14 protein-coding genes are annotated in these 15,469 nt (G+C 73.2%); 10 read left to right on the forward strand and 4 right to left on the reverse strand.

Annotated features, from left to right (window positions below):
• Positions 1 to 216: 216 nt before the first annotated feature.
• The 3 genes from ACGFZW_RS08280 to ACGFZW_RS08290 all read left to right on the forward strand — a co-directional run bounded on the left by ACGFZW_RS08280 (position 217) and on the right by ACGFZW_RS08290 (position 3,950).
• Positions 217 to 1,242, forward strand: a complete 1,026-nt coding sequence (locus ACGFZW_RS08280; protein WP_393892232.1) for an NlpC/P60 family protein — start codon at positions 217 to 219, stop codon at positions 1,240 to 1,242.
• A gap of 220 nt (positions 1,243 to 1,462) precedes the next feature.
• On the forward strand, positions 1,463 to 2,512 hold the full coding sequence (locus ACGFZW_RS08285; protein WP_393892233.1) for an NlpC/P60 family protein: 1,050 nt from the start codon (positions 1,463 to 1,465) through the stop codon (positions 2,510 to 2,512).
• 52 nt (positions 2,513 to 2,564) lie between these two features.
• Complete coding sequence (locus ACGFZW_RS08290) at positions 2,565 to 3,950, forward strand: hypothetical protein (protein ID WP_393892234.1); 1,386 nt, start codon at positions 2,565 to 2,567, stop codon at positions 3,948 to 3,950.
• 23 nt (positions 3,951 to 3,973) lie between these two features.
• Here ACGFZW_RS08290 and ACGFZW_RS08295 read toward each other — a convergent pair whose 3' ends face one another.
• Positions 3,974 to 5,323, reverse strand: a complete 1,350-nt coding sequence (locus tag ACGFZW_RS08295; protein WP_393892235.1) for a glycosyltransferase 87 family protein — start codon at positions 5,321 to 5,323, stop codon at positions 3,974 to 3,976.
• 254 nt (positions 5,324 to 5,577) lie between these two features.
• Between ACGFZW_RS08295 and ACGFZW_RS08300 the strand changes: the two genes are divergently transcribed.
• Positions 5,578 to 6,720 carry a glycosyltransferase family 4 protein gene (locus ACGFZW_RS08300; RefSeq protein ID WP_393892236.1) on the forward strand — a complete coding sequence of 381 codons (1,143 nt, stop codon included), beginning with the start codon at positions 5,578 to 5,580 and terminating at the stop codon, positions 6,718 to 6,720.
• Between the two features lie 82 nt (positions 6,721 to 6,802).
• On the opposite strand, the gene ACGFZW_RS08305 is transcribed toward ACGFZW_RS08300, so the two are convergent.
• Entirely contained in the window at positions 6,803 to 8,599 is a 1,797-nt protein-coding gene (locus ACGFZW_RS08305) for an AMP-dependent synthetase/ligase (RefSeq protein ID WP_393892237.1), read from the reverse strand.
• 272 nt (positions 8,600 to 8,871) lie between these two features.
• Here ACGFZW_RS08305 and ACGFZW_RS08310 point away from each other — a divergent pair, with 272 nt between their 5' ends.
• From ACGFZW_RS08310 to ACGFZW_RS08335, 6 genes are all read left to right on the forward strand, one after another.
• A complete protein-coding gene (locus ACGFZW_RS08310) occupies positions 8,872 to 9,648 on the forward strand; it encodes a metallophosphoesterase (RefSeq protein ID WP_393892238.1) in 777 nt (258 codons plus the stop codon).
• Between the two features lie 190 nt (positions 9,649 to 9,838).
• Positions 9,839 to 10,312 (forward strand): SRPBCC family protein, encoded by a 474-nt coding sequence (locus tag ACGFZW_RS08315; RefSeq protein ID WP_393892239.1) that lies wholly within the window; start codon positions 9,839 to 9,841, stop codon positions 10,310 to 10,312.
• Positions 10,313 to 10,314: 2 nt separating this feature from the next.
• The gene (locus ACGFZW_RS08320; protein WP_393892240.1) at positions 10,315 to 11,514 is read left to right on the forward strand and encodes an ArsA family ATPase; all 1,200 of its coding nucleotides are present in this window, start codon (positions 10,315 to 10,317) and stop codon (positions 11,512 to 11,514) included.
• 103 nt (positions 11,515 to 11,617) lie between these two features.
• Complete coding sequence (locus ACGFZW_RS08325; RefSeq protein WP_393892241.1) at positions 11,618 to 12,109, forward strand: DUF5304 domain-containing protein; 492 nt, start codon at positions 11,618 to 11,620, stop codon at positions 12,107 to 12,109.
• Between the two features lie 90 nt (positions 12,110 to 12,199).
• Positions 12,200 to 13,141: an ROK family glucokinase gene (locus ACGFZW_RS08330; protein ID WP_393892242.1), complete on the forward strand. Its 942-nt coding sequence runs from the start codon at positions 12,200 to 12,202 to the stop codon at positions 13,139 to 13,141.
• Between the two features lie 5 nt (positions 13,142 to 13,146).
• Entirely contained in the window at positions 13,147 to 13,905 is a 759-nt protein-coding gene (locus ACGFZW_RS08335; protein WP_393892243.1) for an endonuclease/exonuclease/phosphatase family protein, read from the forward strand.
• Positions 13,906 to 13,924: 19 nt separating this feature from the next.
• On the opposite strand, the gene ACGFZW_RS08340 is transcribed toward ACGFZW_RS08335, so the two are convergent.
• Both ACGFZW_RS08340 and ACGFZW_RS08345 read right to left on the reverse strand, forming a co-directional pair.
• Positions 13,925 to 14,659: a hypothetical protein gene (locus tag ACGFZW_RS08340; RefSeq protein WP_393892244.1), complete on the reverse strand. Its 735-nt coding sequence runs from the start codon at positions 14,657 to 14,659 to the stop codon at positions 13,925 to 13,927.
• Complete coding sequence (locus ACGFZW_RS08345) at positions 14,646 to 15,443, reverse strand: alpha/beta hydrolase (RefSeq protein ID WP_393892245.1); 798 nt, start codon at positions 15,441 to 15,443, stop codon at positions 14,646 to 14,648. Before ACGFZW_RS08345 ends, ACGFZW_RS08340 begins: the two co-directional genes overlap by 14 nt.
• Positions 15,444 to 15,469 lie beyond the last annotated feature (26 nt).

Raw genomic sequence — 15,469 nt, forward strand, 5'->3', positions numbered from 1 at the left:
TGGTAAAGCTTGGGCGTGTGACGCAGTTTTTTCCCGTGAGGATTTGAAGCGATCACAACTCGGTTACTAAGGTCAGGCCTCGAACCTTCATGCAGGTGATCATCCAACCGGGATGAACAGTGAAGGAACCGCCGAGTCCGCAGCGTTCACGCGGAGCCGGGGTCTCACCCCCCCCACTTCCCGGTAGGCGGCTGGAGGAAGAAGGAGCTCGCCTTCGTGGCGTCCCACCGTCGACCCAAGCAGCCGAGCCGTACTCGTGTGACCGTGCTGACCGCGACCGCGGCCGCGGCCGTCGCCCTCTCGTCGCAGGCCGCCCAGGCCGATCCGCAGCAGACGAAGAAGGACGTCAAGGCCGAGGTCGACAAGCTCTACGAGCAGGCGGAGCAGGCCACCGAGAAGTACAACGGCGTCAAGGAAGACCAGGAGAAGCTCCAGAAGGAGGTCGAGAGCCTCCAGGACAAGGTCGCCCGCGGCCAGGGCGAGCTGAACCAGATGCGCAAGGGCCTGGGCGCCGTCGCCTCCGGCCAGTACCGCAGCGGCAGCATCGACCCCTCCGTCCAGCTCTTCCTCTCCGGCGACCCGGACTCCTACCTCGAGAAGGCCGCCACCCTCGACCAGTTGAGCGGCAAGCAGGCCGACCAGCTGAAGACCATCGCGGACAAGCAGCGCCGGCTCGCCCAGGCGCGCGCCGAGGCCGCGAGCAAGATCGAGGACCTCACCGAGACCCGCAAGGCGCTCGGTGACAAGAAGGACGAGATCAAGGGCAAGCTCGGCAAGGCGCAGGAGCTGCTCAACACCCTCACGGCCAAGGAGCGCGCCGCGCTGCAGGCCAAGGAGGACCGCGCCAACCGCAGCAACTCCCGGATCGACCTCGGCAGCGACGTACCCGCCTCGCAGCGGGGTGCGGCCGCCCTGTCCGCCGCCCAGGCGAAGATAGGCTCGCCCTACGTCTGGGGCGCCACCGGCCCGTCCTCGTTCGACTGCTCGGGCCTGACCTCCTGGGCCTACCAGCAGGCCGGCCAGTCCCTGCCGCGTACCTCCCAGGAGCAGGCCAACGCCGGCACCCGGATCCAGGGGCAGGACGCACTCAAGCCGGGCGACCTGGTGCTGTTCTACGGCGACCTGCACCACATCGGCCTGTACGCCGGCAACGGCCAGGTCCTGCACGCCCCCAAGCCGGGCGCGGCCGTGCGCTACGAGTCGATCAACAACATGCCGTTCATGTTCGGGGTCCGCGTTTGAACCGCCCCGTTCTGCCGCCCGAACGGGCGAATTGCGGCCTGCGCCGCTGACTTGCCGCCCCGCCGGTGACCTGCACAGTCACCGGCGGGGCGGCGTTTTGCGTACGGGCGGAGTTCTTTGGCCGGTGTGGACCGGCGCGGTTACTGTCTGCCCTCGCAGCTGCCGGTCACCGACCGCCCTCCGGGCGGCAGGGGCTGCACACGGAAGGAGTGCGGCCCTCGTGGTGTCCCATCGCCGTACCTCGCAGCCCGGCCCCGTCACCCTCACCGGTGTCACCGTCCTGTCGGCCGCCCTGGCGACCGCCGCCGCGGCGCTCACCTCGACACCGGCCGTCGCCGACCCCGCTGACAACCCCGCCGGGCGCGACTCGGCGGCCTCGGCCTCGCGGCTCACCGAGCTCTACGAGCAGGCGGAGCGCGCCACCGAGAAGTACAACGGCGCCCACGAGCGGGCCCGCAGCCTCCGCGTCCAGGTGACGAACCTGCAGGACCGCACCGCCCGTGCCCAGGAGCGGGTCAACCGGATGCGCGGCCGGCTCGGCGTGCTGGCCGCCGCTCAGTACCGGGCCGGCGGCATCGACCCCACCCTGCAGCTGCTGCTCTCCGAAGGGCCGGACCGGTATCTGGAGAAGGCCTCCGCGCTCGACCGGCTGCACCGCACCCAGGCCGGGGAGCTGCACGAACTCCAGGTGGCCCAGCGGGCCCTGGAACAGCAGCGCCGGGAGACCGTCGCCCGGCTGGCCGATCTGGAGGCCGGCCGCAAGGCGGTCGCGCGTCACAAGAAGGCCGTGCAGGGCAAGCTCGCCGCCGCGCGGCGGATGCTGAACGGGCTTCCCGCGGACGTGCGCGCGGCCTACGACCGGGCTTCCAGGGCCCTCGGGCGGGACGGGACCCTCCCGGATCTCTCGGAGGCCCTGCCGTCCTCGGGGCGCGCCGCAGCGGCGGTCGCCGCGGCGCGGGCCGCGGTGGGCTCCCCGTACTCCTGGGGAGGCTCGGGTCCCTCGGCCTTCGACTGCTCCGGACTCACCCAATGGGCCTACGGCCGGGCCGGCGTCTCCATTCCGCGGACGTCGCAGGGGCAGCGGGGCGCCGGGCGGCAGGTGTCGCTGGGCGAGGCACAGCCGGGAGACCTGGTCGTCTACCGCTCGGACGCCAGCCACGTCGGGATGTATGTCGGCAACGGCCAGGTCGTGCACGCGCCCTACCCCGGCGCGCGGGTGCGCTACGACCCGGTCGGAATGATGCCGATCTCCTCCATCACCCGGCCCTGAGGCGGATCCCCCGCGGTGTTGCCCCGGCCCGGCCGCACATACGATCGGCCGCATGTCAGGTCAGCGGGCGATACGGACGCGGCCGCGAGCGGTGGCGGCGGGCTGCGCCGCGGTGCTGCTCGCGGTCCTCGCCCAGCTCCTCGGCTGCGCGCCGGCGCCGGCCTCGCGTGACCGCTTCCCGGACGTCCAGCGGATGCTCGACGCCCGGGCGCGGGCCGTCGAGGGCCGGGACGCCGACGCGTTCCTGGAGTCCGTCGACCCGCAGGCCACCACCTACCGCTCACGGCAGCGACAGTTGTTCGGCAACCTCGGCTCGGTACCGCTCGCCGACTGGCACTACGAGCTCGTCTCGACCGGCGACTTCCCGCTCCCGGCGGGCGGCACCGGCGAGCGGCTGGCCGCGAAGGTGCGGCTGAGCTACCGCCTGAAGGGCTACGACACCGTGCCGGTCGCCTCCTTCCAGTACCTCACGCTGAGCGAGCGTGAGGGCCGCTGGCGGATCTCGTCGGACACCGACGGCGCGGCGGCCGGGCGGACCGGCCCCCGTCAGCTGTGGGACCAGGGACCGGTACGCATCGTCCACGGCCGGCACAGCCTGGTCCTCGGCGGCGCCGCCGAGCCGCGGCGGCTGCGCGAGCTGGCGGACCGGGTCGACGCGGCGGTGCCCGCGGTCTCCGCCGCCTGGCGGGGGAAGTGGTCGCGCAAGGTGGTGGTGGAGGCCCCGGACTCGGTCGTGGGGATGGCGCAGCTGCTGGGCAGCGACGATCCGTCCGGATACGAGGAGATCGCGGCCGTCACGACCGGGGAGGCGAGCGCCTCCACCAGCGCCCCCGCGGACCGGGTGATCGTCAACCCGGAGGCCTACGAGGAACTCAACGACCTCGGCCGTGCGGTCGTCCTCACCCACGAGACCACCCATGTCGCCACCCGCACGGTCACCACGCAGACCACCCCGCTGTGGCTCTCCGAGGGCCTCGCCGACTGGGTCGCCTACCGCGGCACGCGCCGCAAGGCCGCCACCGCCGCACCCGAGCTCTCCCGTGCCGTCGCGACCGGCAAGATCCCCGCCCGGCTGCCCACCGATGACGACTTCGGCTTCGAAGCCGGCGCTGACCGGCTGGCGAAGGCCTACGAGGGCGGCTGGCTGGCCTGCCGGATGATCGCCGACAAATGGGGAGAGAAGAAGCTCATCGGCTTCTACCGGGAGGTGGGCCGGAGCCGGAGTGCCGTCGCCGGGGGCGCGGCCGCCCCGATCGAGGCGACCCAGGCGCCGGCGACGGAAGGGCCCGCCGCCGGCGCGTCCCCCGAGACCGGTGACGGCAAGCGGCAGCCGGCTCGTGCCGACCGTCTCGACCGCGCCATGCGCTCCCAACTGGGCGTCGGGCTGGCGGAGTTCACGGTGCGGTGGCGGGCGTACGTGAAGGGGCAGCTGCGCTGAGCCGCCCGCAGCCGCCGCGCTTCTCAGCTCGTCCGGGCGGTCCGGGGCGGGTCGGCGCCGCCCGCGGCGGGCGACGGTCGACAGGCACCTGACGCACAGCTGTCCGCGTCCGCCCGGCCGCCGGACGCGGTCGCTTCCTCGGCCGGCGGGGTGTCCTTCGCGGGCGCGGCCCGCCCACCGGCGCGCGTCGACACCCACAGCCGACGGCAGGCGATCAGCGAGGCGGCGACCAGCAGGGCGTTGCGGAGCAGGAGCACACCGACGCCCTGCCAGTCGCTCGCCACGACATGGCCGAACCAGACGGGGAACTCCAGCAGCGTGACACCGGTGGCCAGGAGCACCAGACCGGCGGGCAGCGCCTGTCGGCTCGCCCGCGCGGTCATGCACACCGCCGCGAGGCCCACCAGCCAGAGCAGGTACTGCGGGCTGATCACCCGGCTGGTGGTCGTGAACAGCAGCGTGGCGGTGAAGGCGGCGTCGGCGAGCGTCGCGGCGGTGAACTCCCGGGCACGCAGCCGCCACAGCAGCAGCCAGCCCAGGGCCGCCGCGGTCAGCAGCTGGGCGAGGGTGCTGACGAACGCGACCCCCGGTCCGAGGAACTCCACCGAGCCGTAGTTCAGCAGCACCTCGCCGCTCCACCCGAAGTGCCGGGCCACATGGAAGACCAGCGCACCGAGCGACTCGATCTCCGTACCGCGGTCCCGCTGGAAGGTCAGGAAGGCGAGCGCGCCGGGAGCGGCGCTGACGAACGCGAGGGTCACCGCTGCCGCGGTGCCGGCCGCGGCCACCCACAGGGACCGCGCCCGCCGGCCGCGCACCGCCGCGCCGGTCAGGAGCAGCACCGGCCACGCCTTCAGCAGGGCGCCGAACGCGATGAGCGCTCCCGCCACCCGGGGCCGCCGGGCCGCCGCGAAGAGGCCCGCGACGGCGACGGCCGTGACCATCAGGTCGTAGCGCGCATAGGCGGTCGGCCCGAGCAGCGCGACCCCTGCGATCCAGACCCAGGCGCCGAGCTGCCGGTTGCCGGGGCGCCGGCCCGCGCGCAGGAAGAGCGCGAGGGCCGCGGCGTCGGCGAGGAGGACCAGGACGAAGAAGGCGGAGGTGTAGTCGAGGAAGGGCAGCAGTCCGGGGCCCAGCACCGCCAGGGCGGCGGCCGGCGGGTACTGCCAGGTGACGTCGTCCAGCGGGAAGGTGCCGGTCTTGAGGACCTCGAACCAGCCCCGGTAGATCACGCTGATATCGCTGGTGACATCCGGGCCCGGCAGCACCAGCACCTTCTCGGCGCACAGCAGGAGCACGGCGCGGGTCACGGCCCAGGCCAGGATCGGGAGCCACCGCCGTCGCGGCCCGGTGCTGGTGCTGGTGCTGGTCATCGTCACCTCGCCGGTCGTCCGCCGGTGGCCGCCGGCGCCGCCGACTGCATGATGGATCACTGGTCCCGCCTGACTGCATGATGCCGGTAGTGGCCGGTCACGACCGTAGAACAGATGCCCGGCGTGGCGGGGACGCCCCTCCCGCAGCGGGCAGGCGGCCCGCCGTCGTCCGTGGGCCAAGCGGTACTGTCGGCCCCGACCCGCCGGGCCCGCCTGCGCGGACCGCCCGCCGCCCCGACCGCCGAGAGACCATCGTGCACAAGACCTTGATCGTCACGAACGACTTCCCGCCCCGTCCCGGCGGCATCCAGGCCTTCCTGCACAGCATGGCGCTGCGCCTCGACCCCACCCAGGTCGTCGTGTACGCCTCGACCTGGAAGCGCGGCAGGGAAGGCACCGAGGCCACCGCCGCCTTCGACGCGGAGCAGCCGTTCCCGGTGATCCGCGACCGTACGACGATGCTGCTGCCCACCCCGCGGGTGACCCGGCGGGCCACCGCGCTGCTGCGCGAGCACGGCTGCTCCTCGGTGTGGTTCGGTGCGGCGGCGCCCCTGGGGCTGATGGCGCCCGCGCTCCGCTCGGCCGGCGCCCGGCGCATCGTGGCGACCACCCACGGCCATGAGGCGGGCTGGGCGCAGCTGCCGGCCGCCCGGCAGCTGCTGCGCCGGATCGGCGAGGGCACCGACACCCTCACCTACCTCGGTGAGTACACCCGCTCGCGGATCGCCGGCGCGCTCTCCGACGAGGCCGCCGCGCGGATGGTGCAGCTCCCGCCGGGCGTGGACGAGAAGACCTTCCACCCCGGCTCGGGCGGCGAGGCGGTCCGCGCCCGCCTCGGGCTCGCCGGCCGGCCGGTCGTGGTGTGCGTCTCCCGCCTGGTGCCCCGCAAGGGACAGGACACGCTCATCGAGGCGATGCCCGCGATCCTGGCCGAGGTGCCCGACGCGGTGCTGCTGATCGTCGGCGGCGGCCCGTACGACAAGGAACTGCGGGCGCTGGCCCGCGAGAAGTGCGTGGGCGACGCGGTGCGCTTCACGGGCGCCGTGCCCTGGGAGGAGCTGCCGGCGCACTACGGCGCGGGCGATGTCTTCGCGATGCCGTGCCGCACCCGACGCGGCGGGCTCGACGTCGAGGGGCTGGGCATCGTCTACCTGGAGGCGTCCGCCACCGGGCTGCCCGTGGTGGCGGGCGACTCGGGCGGCGCACCGGACGCGGTGCTGGACGGCGAGACCGGCTGGGTGGTGCCCGGCGGCTCGCCGGCCGCCGCGGCCGAACGGCTCGTCGCCCTGCTCCGCGACCCGGAGCTGCGGCACAGGATGGGCGAGCGCGGCCGCGCGTGGGTGGAGGAGAAATGGCGCTGGGACCTGCTCGCGGAGCGCCTCAAGGAGCTGCTGTAGCGAGCCCCGACCGGTGCGGCCCCTGCGGCCGTACCGGTCCACCCGGTCCCACCGGTCCGGTGGGCCGTACGCAACGACCGCTTCAGCCGCGGTAGAGCGCCTCGATGTCCTCGGAGAAGTCCTTCGCCACGACGTTCCGCTTGAGCTTCAGCGACGGCGTGACATGGCCGGACTCCTCGGTGAACTGGGTCGGCAGCACGCTGAACTTGCGCACCGACTCGGCCTTGGAGACCGCGGAGTTGCCGTCGTCGATCGCGCGCTGCACCGCGGCCAACAGCTCCGGGTCCGAGGCGACCTGGGCCGGCGTCACATCGGCCGGGTGGCCGTGCTCCTCGGCCCAGTGGGGCAGGAACTCCTCGTCGAGGGTGACCAACGCGCCGATGAACGGCCGGCCGTCGCCGACGACCATGCACTCGGCGATCAGGGCGTGCGCCCGGATACGGTCCTCGATCACGGCCGGTGCGACGTTCTTGCCGCCCGCGGTGACCAGGATCTCCTTCTTGCGGCCGGTGATGGCGAGGTAGCCGTCCTCGTCGAGGGTGCCGATGTCGCCGGTGTGGAACCAGCCGTCGGACAGGGCCTCCTGGGTCGCCGTCTCGTTGTTCCAGTACCCCGAGAACAGGTGCTCGCCGTGCAGCAGCACCTCGCCGTCGTCGGCGATCCGCACCACGGAGCCGGGCAGCGGCTGGCCGACGGTGCCGATCTTCTGCCGGTCCCACGGGTTGAAGGCGGTGGCCGCACAGGACTCCGTCAGGCCGTAGCCCTCCAGCGCCGTGAAGCCGATGCCGCGGAAGAAGTGGCCCAGGCGCTCACCGAGCGGGGCACCGCCGGAGATGGCGTGCGTGGCGCGGCCGCCGAGGACGGCGCGCAGCCTGCCGTAGACCAGCCGGTCGAAGACCTTGTACTTGACCTTCAGGCCGAACGCCGGGCCCTCGGGGGTCTCCAGCGCACGGCTGTAGGCGATCGCGGTGTCCGCCGCCTTGTCGAAGATCTTGCCCTTGCCGTCGGCCTGGGCCTTGGCGCGCGCCGAGTTGTAGACCTTCTCGAAGACCCGCGGAACGCCCAGCACCATCGTCGGCCGGAAGGAGGCGAGATCGTCGGTGAGGTGCTTGATGTCCGGTGCGTGCCCCAGCTTGATGGGGGCCATCACCGAGGCGACCTGCACCAGGCGGCCGAAGACGTGCGCGATGGGGAGGAAGAGGAGCACCGAGGAATCGCCGGTGCGGAACAGCGGGCGCAGCCGCTCGACGATGTTGCCGCACTCGGCGAAGAAGCTGCGGTGGGAGAGCACACAGCCCTTGGGGCGGCCGGTGGTGCCGGAGGTGTAGACGATGGTGGCGGGGGAGTCGGCGTCGGCGAGGGCGCTGCGCGCGTCCACCTCCTCGTCGGCGATGCCGTCACCCGCGGCCCGCAGCCGTGCGATGGCGTCCCGCTCGATCTGCCAGATGTTCTCCAGGCCGGGCAGCCGGTCGCGGACCGACTCGACCGCGGCCTCGTGCGCGGGGGACTCCACCAGGCAGGCCACCGCGCCCGAGTCGCCGAGTATCCACTGGATCTGCTCGGCGGAGCTGGTCTCGTAGACCGGGACGGTGATCGCGCCCGCGCTCCAGATGGCGAAGTCCAGCAGTGTCCACTCGTAGCGGGTGCGGGACATCAGGCCCACCCGGTCACCGGGCTGGACGCCGGAGGCCATCAGGCCCTTGGCCGCGGCACGGACCTCGGCGAGGAAGGTGGTGGCGGTGACGTCCTGCCACACACCGTTCACCTTGCGTGCCATGACCGCAACATCCGGGTGCTGCGCGGCATTTCGGCGGATGAGATCCGTCAGATTGCCGTCCGCGGGGACCTCGTACAGGGCCGGAAGGCTGAACTCGCGCAAGACTGCTGCTCCTCATTGGCGCCGGCGCCACGACGCTGTGTGTACACCGGCTGCGGTCCATGATCATGCAAGGGGGATCGGACTGCCCGGACGTTACCCACCGGTATTGCTCCAGGGATAGGGGGTCACGCCCAGATGTTTTATGCGTCACACGCTTGGGGACACGCCTTCGGACTGCACCGCGAAGACTAGACCAGGCCCTTGGTGACCCGAAAGTAACCGCAGGTCCAGGACCTCTCCCGGCAGCGGCCGGGGCCCTCTAGGGTGGCGCCATGCGCGTGCATGTGGTCAGTGACGTACACGGGAACAGCCGGGACCTCGCCGAGGCCGGCACCGGAGCCGACGCGGTGGTCTGCCTCGGTGACCTCGTTCTCTTCCTCGATTACGCCGACCACTCGCGCGGCATCTTCCCCGACCTCTTCGGTGTGGACAACGCCCACGCCCTGGTCCAACTGCGCACCGCCCGCCGCTTCGAGGAGGCCCGCGAGCTGGGCCGCCGGCTCTGGGGCGAGCTGGACCGCGACGGCGCGAGCCGGGAGTCGGTTATCGAGGAGGCGGTCCGCAAGCAGTACGCCGACCTCTTCGCCGCGCTGCCCACCCCCACCTACGCCACCTACGGCAACGTCGACATCCCGCGCCTGTGGCCCGAGTACGCCCGGCCCGGCACCACGGTCCTCGACGGCGAGCGGGTGGAGATCGGCGGCCGGGTCTTCGGCTTCGTCGGCGGCGGTCTGACCACGCCGATGCGCACCCCCTACGAGATCAGCGACGAGGAGTACGCCGCCAAGATCGAGGCGGTCGGCGAGGTGGACGTGCTGTGCACCCACATCCCGCCGGACGTCCCGGAGCTCTGCTACGACACCGTCGCCCGCCGCTTCGAGCGCGGCAGTGCCGCGCTCCTGCACGCCATCCGCACCACCCGCCCCCGCTACTCCCTCTTCGGTCACGTCCATCAGCCGCTGGCCCGCCGGGTCCGCATCGGGGGGACGGAATGCGTCAACGTCGGGCACTTCAACGCGACCGGGACGCCGTACGTCCTGGAGTGGTGAACCGGGCGGCGCGAGCGGGGGGCGGTCCGCCCCGGGCACCGCGAGGGGTGGCCGGTAGTCGACGGCCCGGTCGCGCGGGGCCTGCTGGTGTCCGCCGCCCTTTCCCCGCGCGGTAGCCTTCAGCAGCAGAGACACCGAGTTTGACGCGTGTCGGCGGACCGGCATGAATCGGCATGGAGGAGTCACGGCGATGGCCGAACACACCAGCTCTAGCATCACGATCGCGGCGGCACCCGCCGAGGTGATGGGAGTGATCGCCGACTTCGACCGCTATCCGGAGTGGACCGGAGAGGTCAAAGAGGCAGAGGTGCTGGCCAAGGACGCCCAGGGCCGCGCCGAGCAGGTGCGCCTGCTGCTCGACGCCGGCGCGATCAAGGACGACCACACCCTCGCCTACACCTGGACCGGCGAGAACGAGGTCAGCTGGTCACTGGTCAAGTCGCAGATGCTGCGCGCCCTCGACGGCTCCTACCGCCTCGCCCCGCGCGACGGCGGCGCCGGCACCGAGGTGACGTACCAGCTCACCGTCGACGTCAAGATCCCGATGCTCGGCATGATCAAGCGCAAGGCCGAGAAGGTCATCATCGACCGCGCCCTGGCCGGACTGAAGAAGCGCGTCGAGAGCGGCCCCGAGGCGCCCGCCGACGAGGCCAAGAAGCTCTGAACGTGCGCACCGTCCTCGTCACAGGCCCCGGCGGCGCGGGCCGCACCACGCTCGCCGCCGCCACCGCCCTGGCAGGTGCCCGGCGGGGAGTGCGCGTCCTGCTGCTCGCGACCGGGAGTGCCGCGCCGGAGGCGGTGCTCGGCTGCCGCCTCGCCGCCGACAGGGCCACCGAGATCGCCCACGGTCTGCACGCCCGCCGGATCGACCCCGCCGACCGCTTCCGCCAGGAGTTCCTGGCCTTCCAGGACCGCGCCGGAGCCGCCCTGGACCTGCTCGGCGCGGCCCCCCTCGAAGAGGACGAACTCACCGAACTCCCCGGCTCCGAGGCGTTCGCGCTGCTGCACGCCCTGCGCGTGGAGCACGAATCGGACGACTGGGACACCGTCGTCGTCGACATGCCCCCGGCCGCCGAGACGATCCAGCTGCTCGCGCTGCCCGCGCAGGTACGCCGCTACCTCCGCCGCCTGCTGCCGCCCGAGCGCCAGGCCGCCCGCGCGCTGCGCCCGGTGCTCGCCCAGCTCGCCGGCGTGCCGATGCCGGCCCAGAAGCTGTACGAGGCCGCCGAGCGCTGGGAGGGCGAACTCGCCGCCGTCCAGCGGGTGATCGACGACCCCGGCACGTCCGTACGCCTGGTCACCGAGGCCGGCCCGGTCGCCGCCGCGAACCTGCGCCCGCTGCGCGCCGGGCTCGCGCTGCACGGCCGCCGCACCGACGGCATTCTCGTCAACCGGCTGCTGCCCACCGGCTCCGCCGACCCCTTCCTCGCCGGGCTCTCCGGCAGCCAGCAGAGCGCCCTCAAGGCGCTGCGCGAGGAGTTCCCCGACCTGCCGCTGCACGAAGTGCCGCACCTGGGCCGCGACCCGCAGGGCACCGAGGAACTCGACGAGCTGATCGACGGCCCTGCCGGCGAGATCGGCGAGGTCCGACCGGCCGCCGGGAACCTCGACCCCTGGACCGTCGAGGACCGCCTGGCGGACGACGGCATCCTGGTCTGGCGCGTGCCGCTGCCCGGCGCCGAGCGGGACAGCCTCGGCCTGGTGCGGCGCGGCGACGAGATCGTCGTCAGCGCCGGGCGCTTCCGCCGCATCCGGACGCTCCCCTCCGCACTGCGCCGCTGCACCGTCTCCGGCGCCGGACTCCGGGACGGCGTGCTGGAGATCCGCTTCACCCCCGACCCCGGTCTGTGGCCGCAGAGCCACTGAACGTCCTCCCGCCGTTCGGGTACCGTCGAGGGTGAGTCCCGCTCCGCAGTCCGCCCCAACCGTCGCCGCACCCGCCGCGCCGCAGGAGTCCACGGAGATCGTCATGAGTGATGCCACCGAGCGCCCCGCCGACCACACGGCCGCCGAGCCCGACGCCGACGCCTGGGAGAGGGCGTGCGCCGAGGACCTCGCGGCCGAGAAGGCGCGACGCCGTACCGAATTCGGGTCGCAGCCCGGCAGCGCGGCGGAGGAGCTGCGCAAGCTCGCCGACGCCGTGACCGACAAGCTCGCCGGCATCCAGCTGCCCGGCGCTCTCGGCGGGATCGCCGCGCAGGGCGCGGTCAACCAGCTGCTGAAGCAGGCCAAGGCCGCGGTCGAGCCGGTCGTCGAGCGCAACCCGGAGATCTTCGACCACCTCGCGGCGGCCGGCTCCGAGCTGCTCGCCGCCTACCGCTCGGCCGTCGAGGGCAGCGAGCGCCGCTGGACCCGCGACGACCTCGACGACCGGCCCGGCACCCCCGGCAAGGCCACCCGCGGCGACGACCCGCGCGACGACGACGGCCCCACCGGCACCGAGCGGATCGATCTCGACTGACCTGCTCCTGAAGGCTCATGGGCCGGGACGCCGGCGTGACCTCCGGTACGGTGGTTCCCGGCGGGGTTCGAGCGAATAACTGAGGGACACATGGGACTCACCATCGGCGTTGACATCGGCGGCACGAAGATCGCGGCCGGCGTGGTCGACGAAGAGGGCTCGATCCTGGAGACGTGCAAGGTGCCGACTCCGCAGGCCACCGACGAGCTGACGGAAGCCATCGCGGACGCCGTCCGCCGGGTCGGCTCCGGCCACCAGATCGAGGCGGTCGGTATCGGTGCCGCCGGCTACGTCGACGAGAAGCGGGCCACGGTCCTCTTCGCCCCGAACATCGACTGGCGCCACGAGCCGCTCAAGGACAGGGTCGAACAGCGCGTCGGCCTCCCCGTCGTCGTCGAGAACGACGCCAACGCCGCGGCTTGGGGCGAGTACAAGTTCGGCGCGGGCCAGGGCCACAGCGACGTCATCTGCATCACCCTCGGCACGGGCCTGGGCGGCGGCATCATCATCGGCAACAAGCTGCGCCGCGGCCGCTTCGGCGTCGCCGCGGAGTTCGGCCACATCCGGGTCGTCCCCGACGGACTGCTCTGCGGCTGCGGCAGTCAGGGCTGCTGGGAGCAGTACGCCTCCGGCCGCGCCCTGCTGCGCTACGCCCGCCAGCGTGCCTTCGCCACCCCCGAGAACGCCGCTGTGCTCCTCTCGCTCGGCGACGGCACGTCCGAGGGCATCGAGGGCCGGCACATCAGCGAGGCGGCCCGGCAGGGCGACCCGGTCGCCATCGACTCGTTCCGCGAACTGGCCCGTTGGGCCGGCGCGGGCCTGGCCGACCTCGCCTCGCTCTTCGACCCGTCCGCCTTCATCGTCGGCGGCGGCGTCTCGGACGAGGGCGAGCTGGTCCTCGGCCCGATCCGCAAGTCCTTCCGCCGCTGGCTGGTCGGCAATCAGTGGCGGCCGCACGCCCAGGTGCTCGCCGCCCAGCTCGGCGGCAAGGCCGGTCTGGTCGGTGCCGCCGATCTGGCACGGCAGGGCTGACCGCGATGGTGGCTGAGCGGCCCGGACTCCCCGCGTCCGGCACGGAGGAGAACTCCGCGATCGTCCGTGTGCTCAGCTACAACATCCGCTCGTTGCGCGACGATCGGGCGGCGCTGACCCGGGTCATCCGGGCCTGCGCCCCCGATCTCGTGCTCATCCAGGAGGCGCCGCGGTTCTTCCGCTGGCGCAAGGCCGCGGAGCGGCTGGCCCGCTCCTGCGGCCTGGTCTACGTCACCGGCGGTGGCACCACCGCGGGCCCGATGATCCTGTCCTCGCTGCGCGCCCATGTGGAGCGCACCGAGGACATCCTGCTGCCCCGCACGCCCGGCCTGCACCAGCGCGGTTTCGCCACCGCCGTGGTCCGCATCGGCGGCGCCCGGCTCGGGGTGCTCAGCTGTCACCTCAGCCTCGCCGCGGCGGAGCGCTACGCGCAGGCCGGACTGCTGCTGGATCGGCTGGCGGGCTGGGACGTGCCGTACGCCGTCGCCGCCGGGGACCTCAACGACCGGCCCCGTGGCCGCAGCTTCCAGCGGCTGGCGGGGGCGCTGACCGACGCCTGGGCGGCGAAGCCGTGGGGCGGGGAATACACCTCGACGCCGGGCGATCCGCACCAGCGCATCGACGCGGTGTTCACCACCGACGGCATCGAGGTCCTGGGCTGCGGGGTGCCGCACGGCCTGCCGGGCGTGCGAGAGGCGGACCTCCGCGCGGCCACCGACCACCTGCCGGTGCTGGCGGCCCTGCGGGTGCCCACCGGCGCCTGAGCGCCGCGGGCCGGCCCGCTCACACCACCGCGCCGCCGCCCGTCATCCCGTCGTCGTCCTCGTCGTCGTGCTTCATACGGGCCACCAGGGTGGCGAAACCGCCGAGGAAGCCGCCGATGCCGAGGACCGAGATCCACCACGTCACCGGCTGCTGGAACAGCACCATCAGCACCAGCAGCAGCGGCCCGCCGAGCACCGCGATCCAGGCGAACTTGGTGGTCACGTCGGCCTCGGGCAGCGGAGGCGGCTCGGGCGGGGTGAAGTGCCCCTCGTCCGACTCGTCGAAGTCGTCCTCGGACGACTGCGCGGCGTCCCAGTCGCGGGGCCCGACGCCCGGCGCGTAAACGACGAAGCTGCCCACGGCGTCACCGGCCGGGCCGCCGGGGGTGCCGCGCTCCGGGCGTTTCCCGTCCGTGCCGCTGCTGCCCTCCGCGGCATCACCGGATCCTGCGCCCTCGGTCGCCGGAGCGTCCGTGCCCGTGGTGCTCGTGTCCGGCTTCGTCAGATCCAGGGCTCCCGGGACAGCCGGGATGCCGGCCGGGCCCGCGGAGCCCGCGGGCCGGGCCGTGGCGCCGTCGTCGGGCGATCCGGCCGCGTCGGAGCCGTCGGCCCGGTCGTCAGGACGGTCCTGGTCGTCCCGGCCGTCGTCCGCCGCCGGGAACTGCGGCTCCTCGCCGTAGCCCGCGACGATCTCCGCCCACGCGGCCTCTTCGTCCAGCGGGTCCCGGGGGTCGCGGGGGCTACGCTCCACCACTGGCCGCCGTCCCCTCCTCGATCGCGCCCGCCCGCACCTCCGGCGCGAGCCGGGCGAGGAAGGCGAAGGTGTCCTCGAAGATCTGCTCCGCGTCGTGGTCCAGCGTCGCGACGTGGTAGCTGCGCTCCAGAAGCTTCTGCCGGACGTCCTGCGAGGAGACCCGGCTCAGGATGCGCTCGGAGTCCACCGGCGGCACGACGTGGTCCTGCGGGCTGGTCATCACCAGCAACGGCTGGGTGACCTGCGGGAGTTCGGAGTCGACCTGGAGGAAGAACTTGCGCACGGAGTGCGCGGCGTGCAGCGGCGTGCGGTCGTAACCGACCTCCGCGGCGCCCGGCTTGGCGATGTCGCTGGCCAACCCCTTGGTGGTCCGCACCACATAGCGCAGCACCGGCAGCAGGGCGCCGGCCTTGTCGTGCACCCGGTTGGCCGGGTTGACCAGGGCCAGCCCGCTGATCGCGTCGCCGTGCTTGGCCGCCAGCCGCAGCGCCAGCGCGCCACCCATCGACAGTCCGCAGACGAACACCTTCGTGCAGCGCTCGGACAGCGCGCGCAGCTCGCGGTCGACCTCGGCGTACCAGTCCTGCCAGGTCGTGACCTGCATGTCCTGCCAGCGGGTGCCGTGGCCGGGAAGCAGCGGCAGGGAGACGGTCAGCCCGCGATCGGCCAGATATTCGGCCCAGGGTCGTACGGACTGAGGGGAGCCGGTGAAGCCGTGGCACACAAGGACGCCGACCTCTCCGCCGTCACGGCGGAACGGTTCGGCTCCGGGAAGGAGCGGCACCGGGGAACTCCGATCGATGAGGGGGC

Origin of the sequence: Streptomyces sp. NPDC048248, from assembly GCF_043201875.1 — a bacterium.
In the GTDB taxonomy this organism is placed as follows: Bacteria; Actinomycetota; Actinomycetes; order Streptomycetales; family Streptomycetaceae; genus Streptomyces.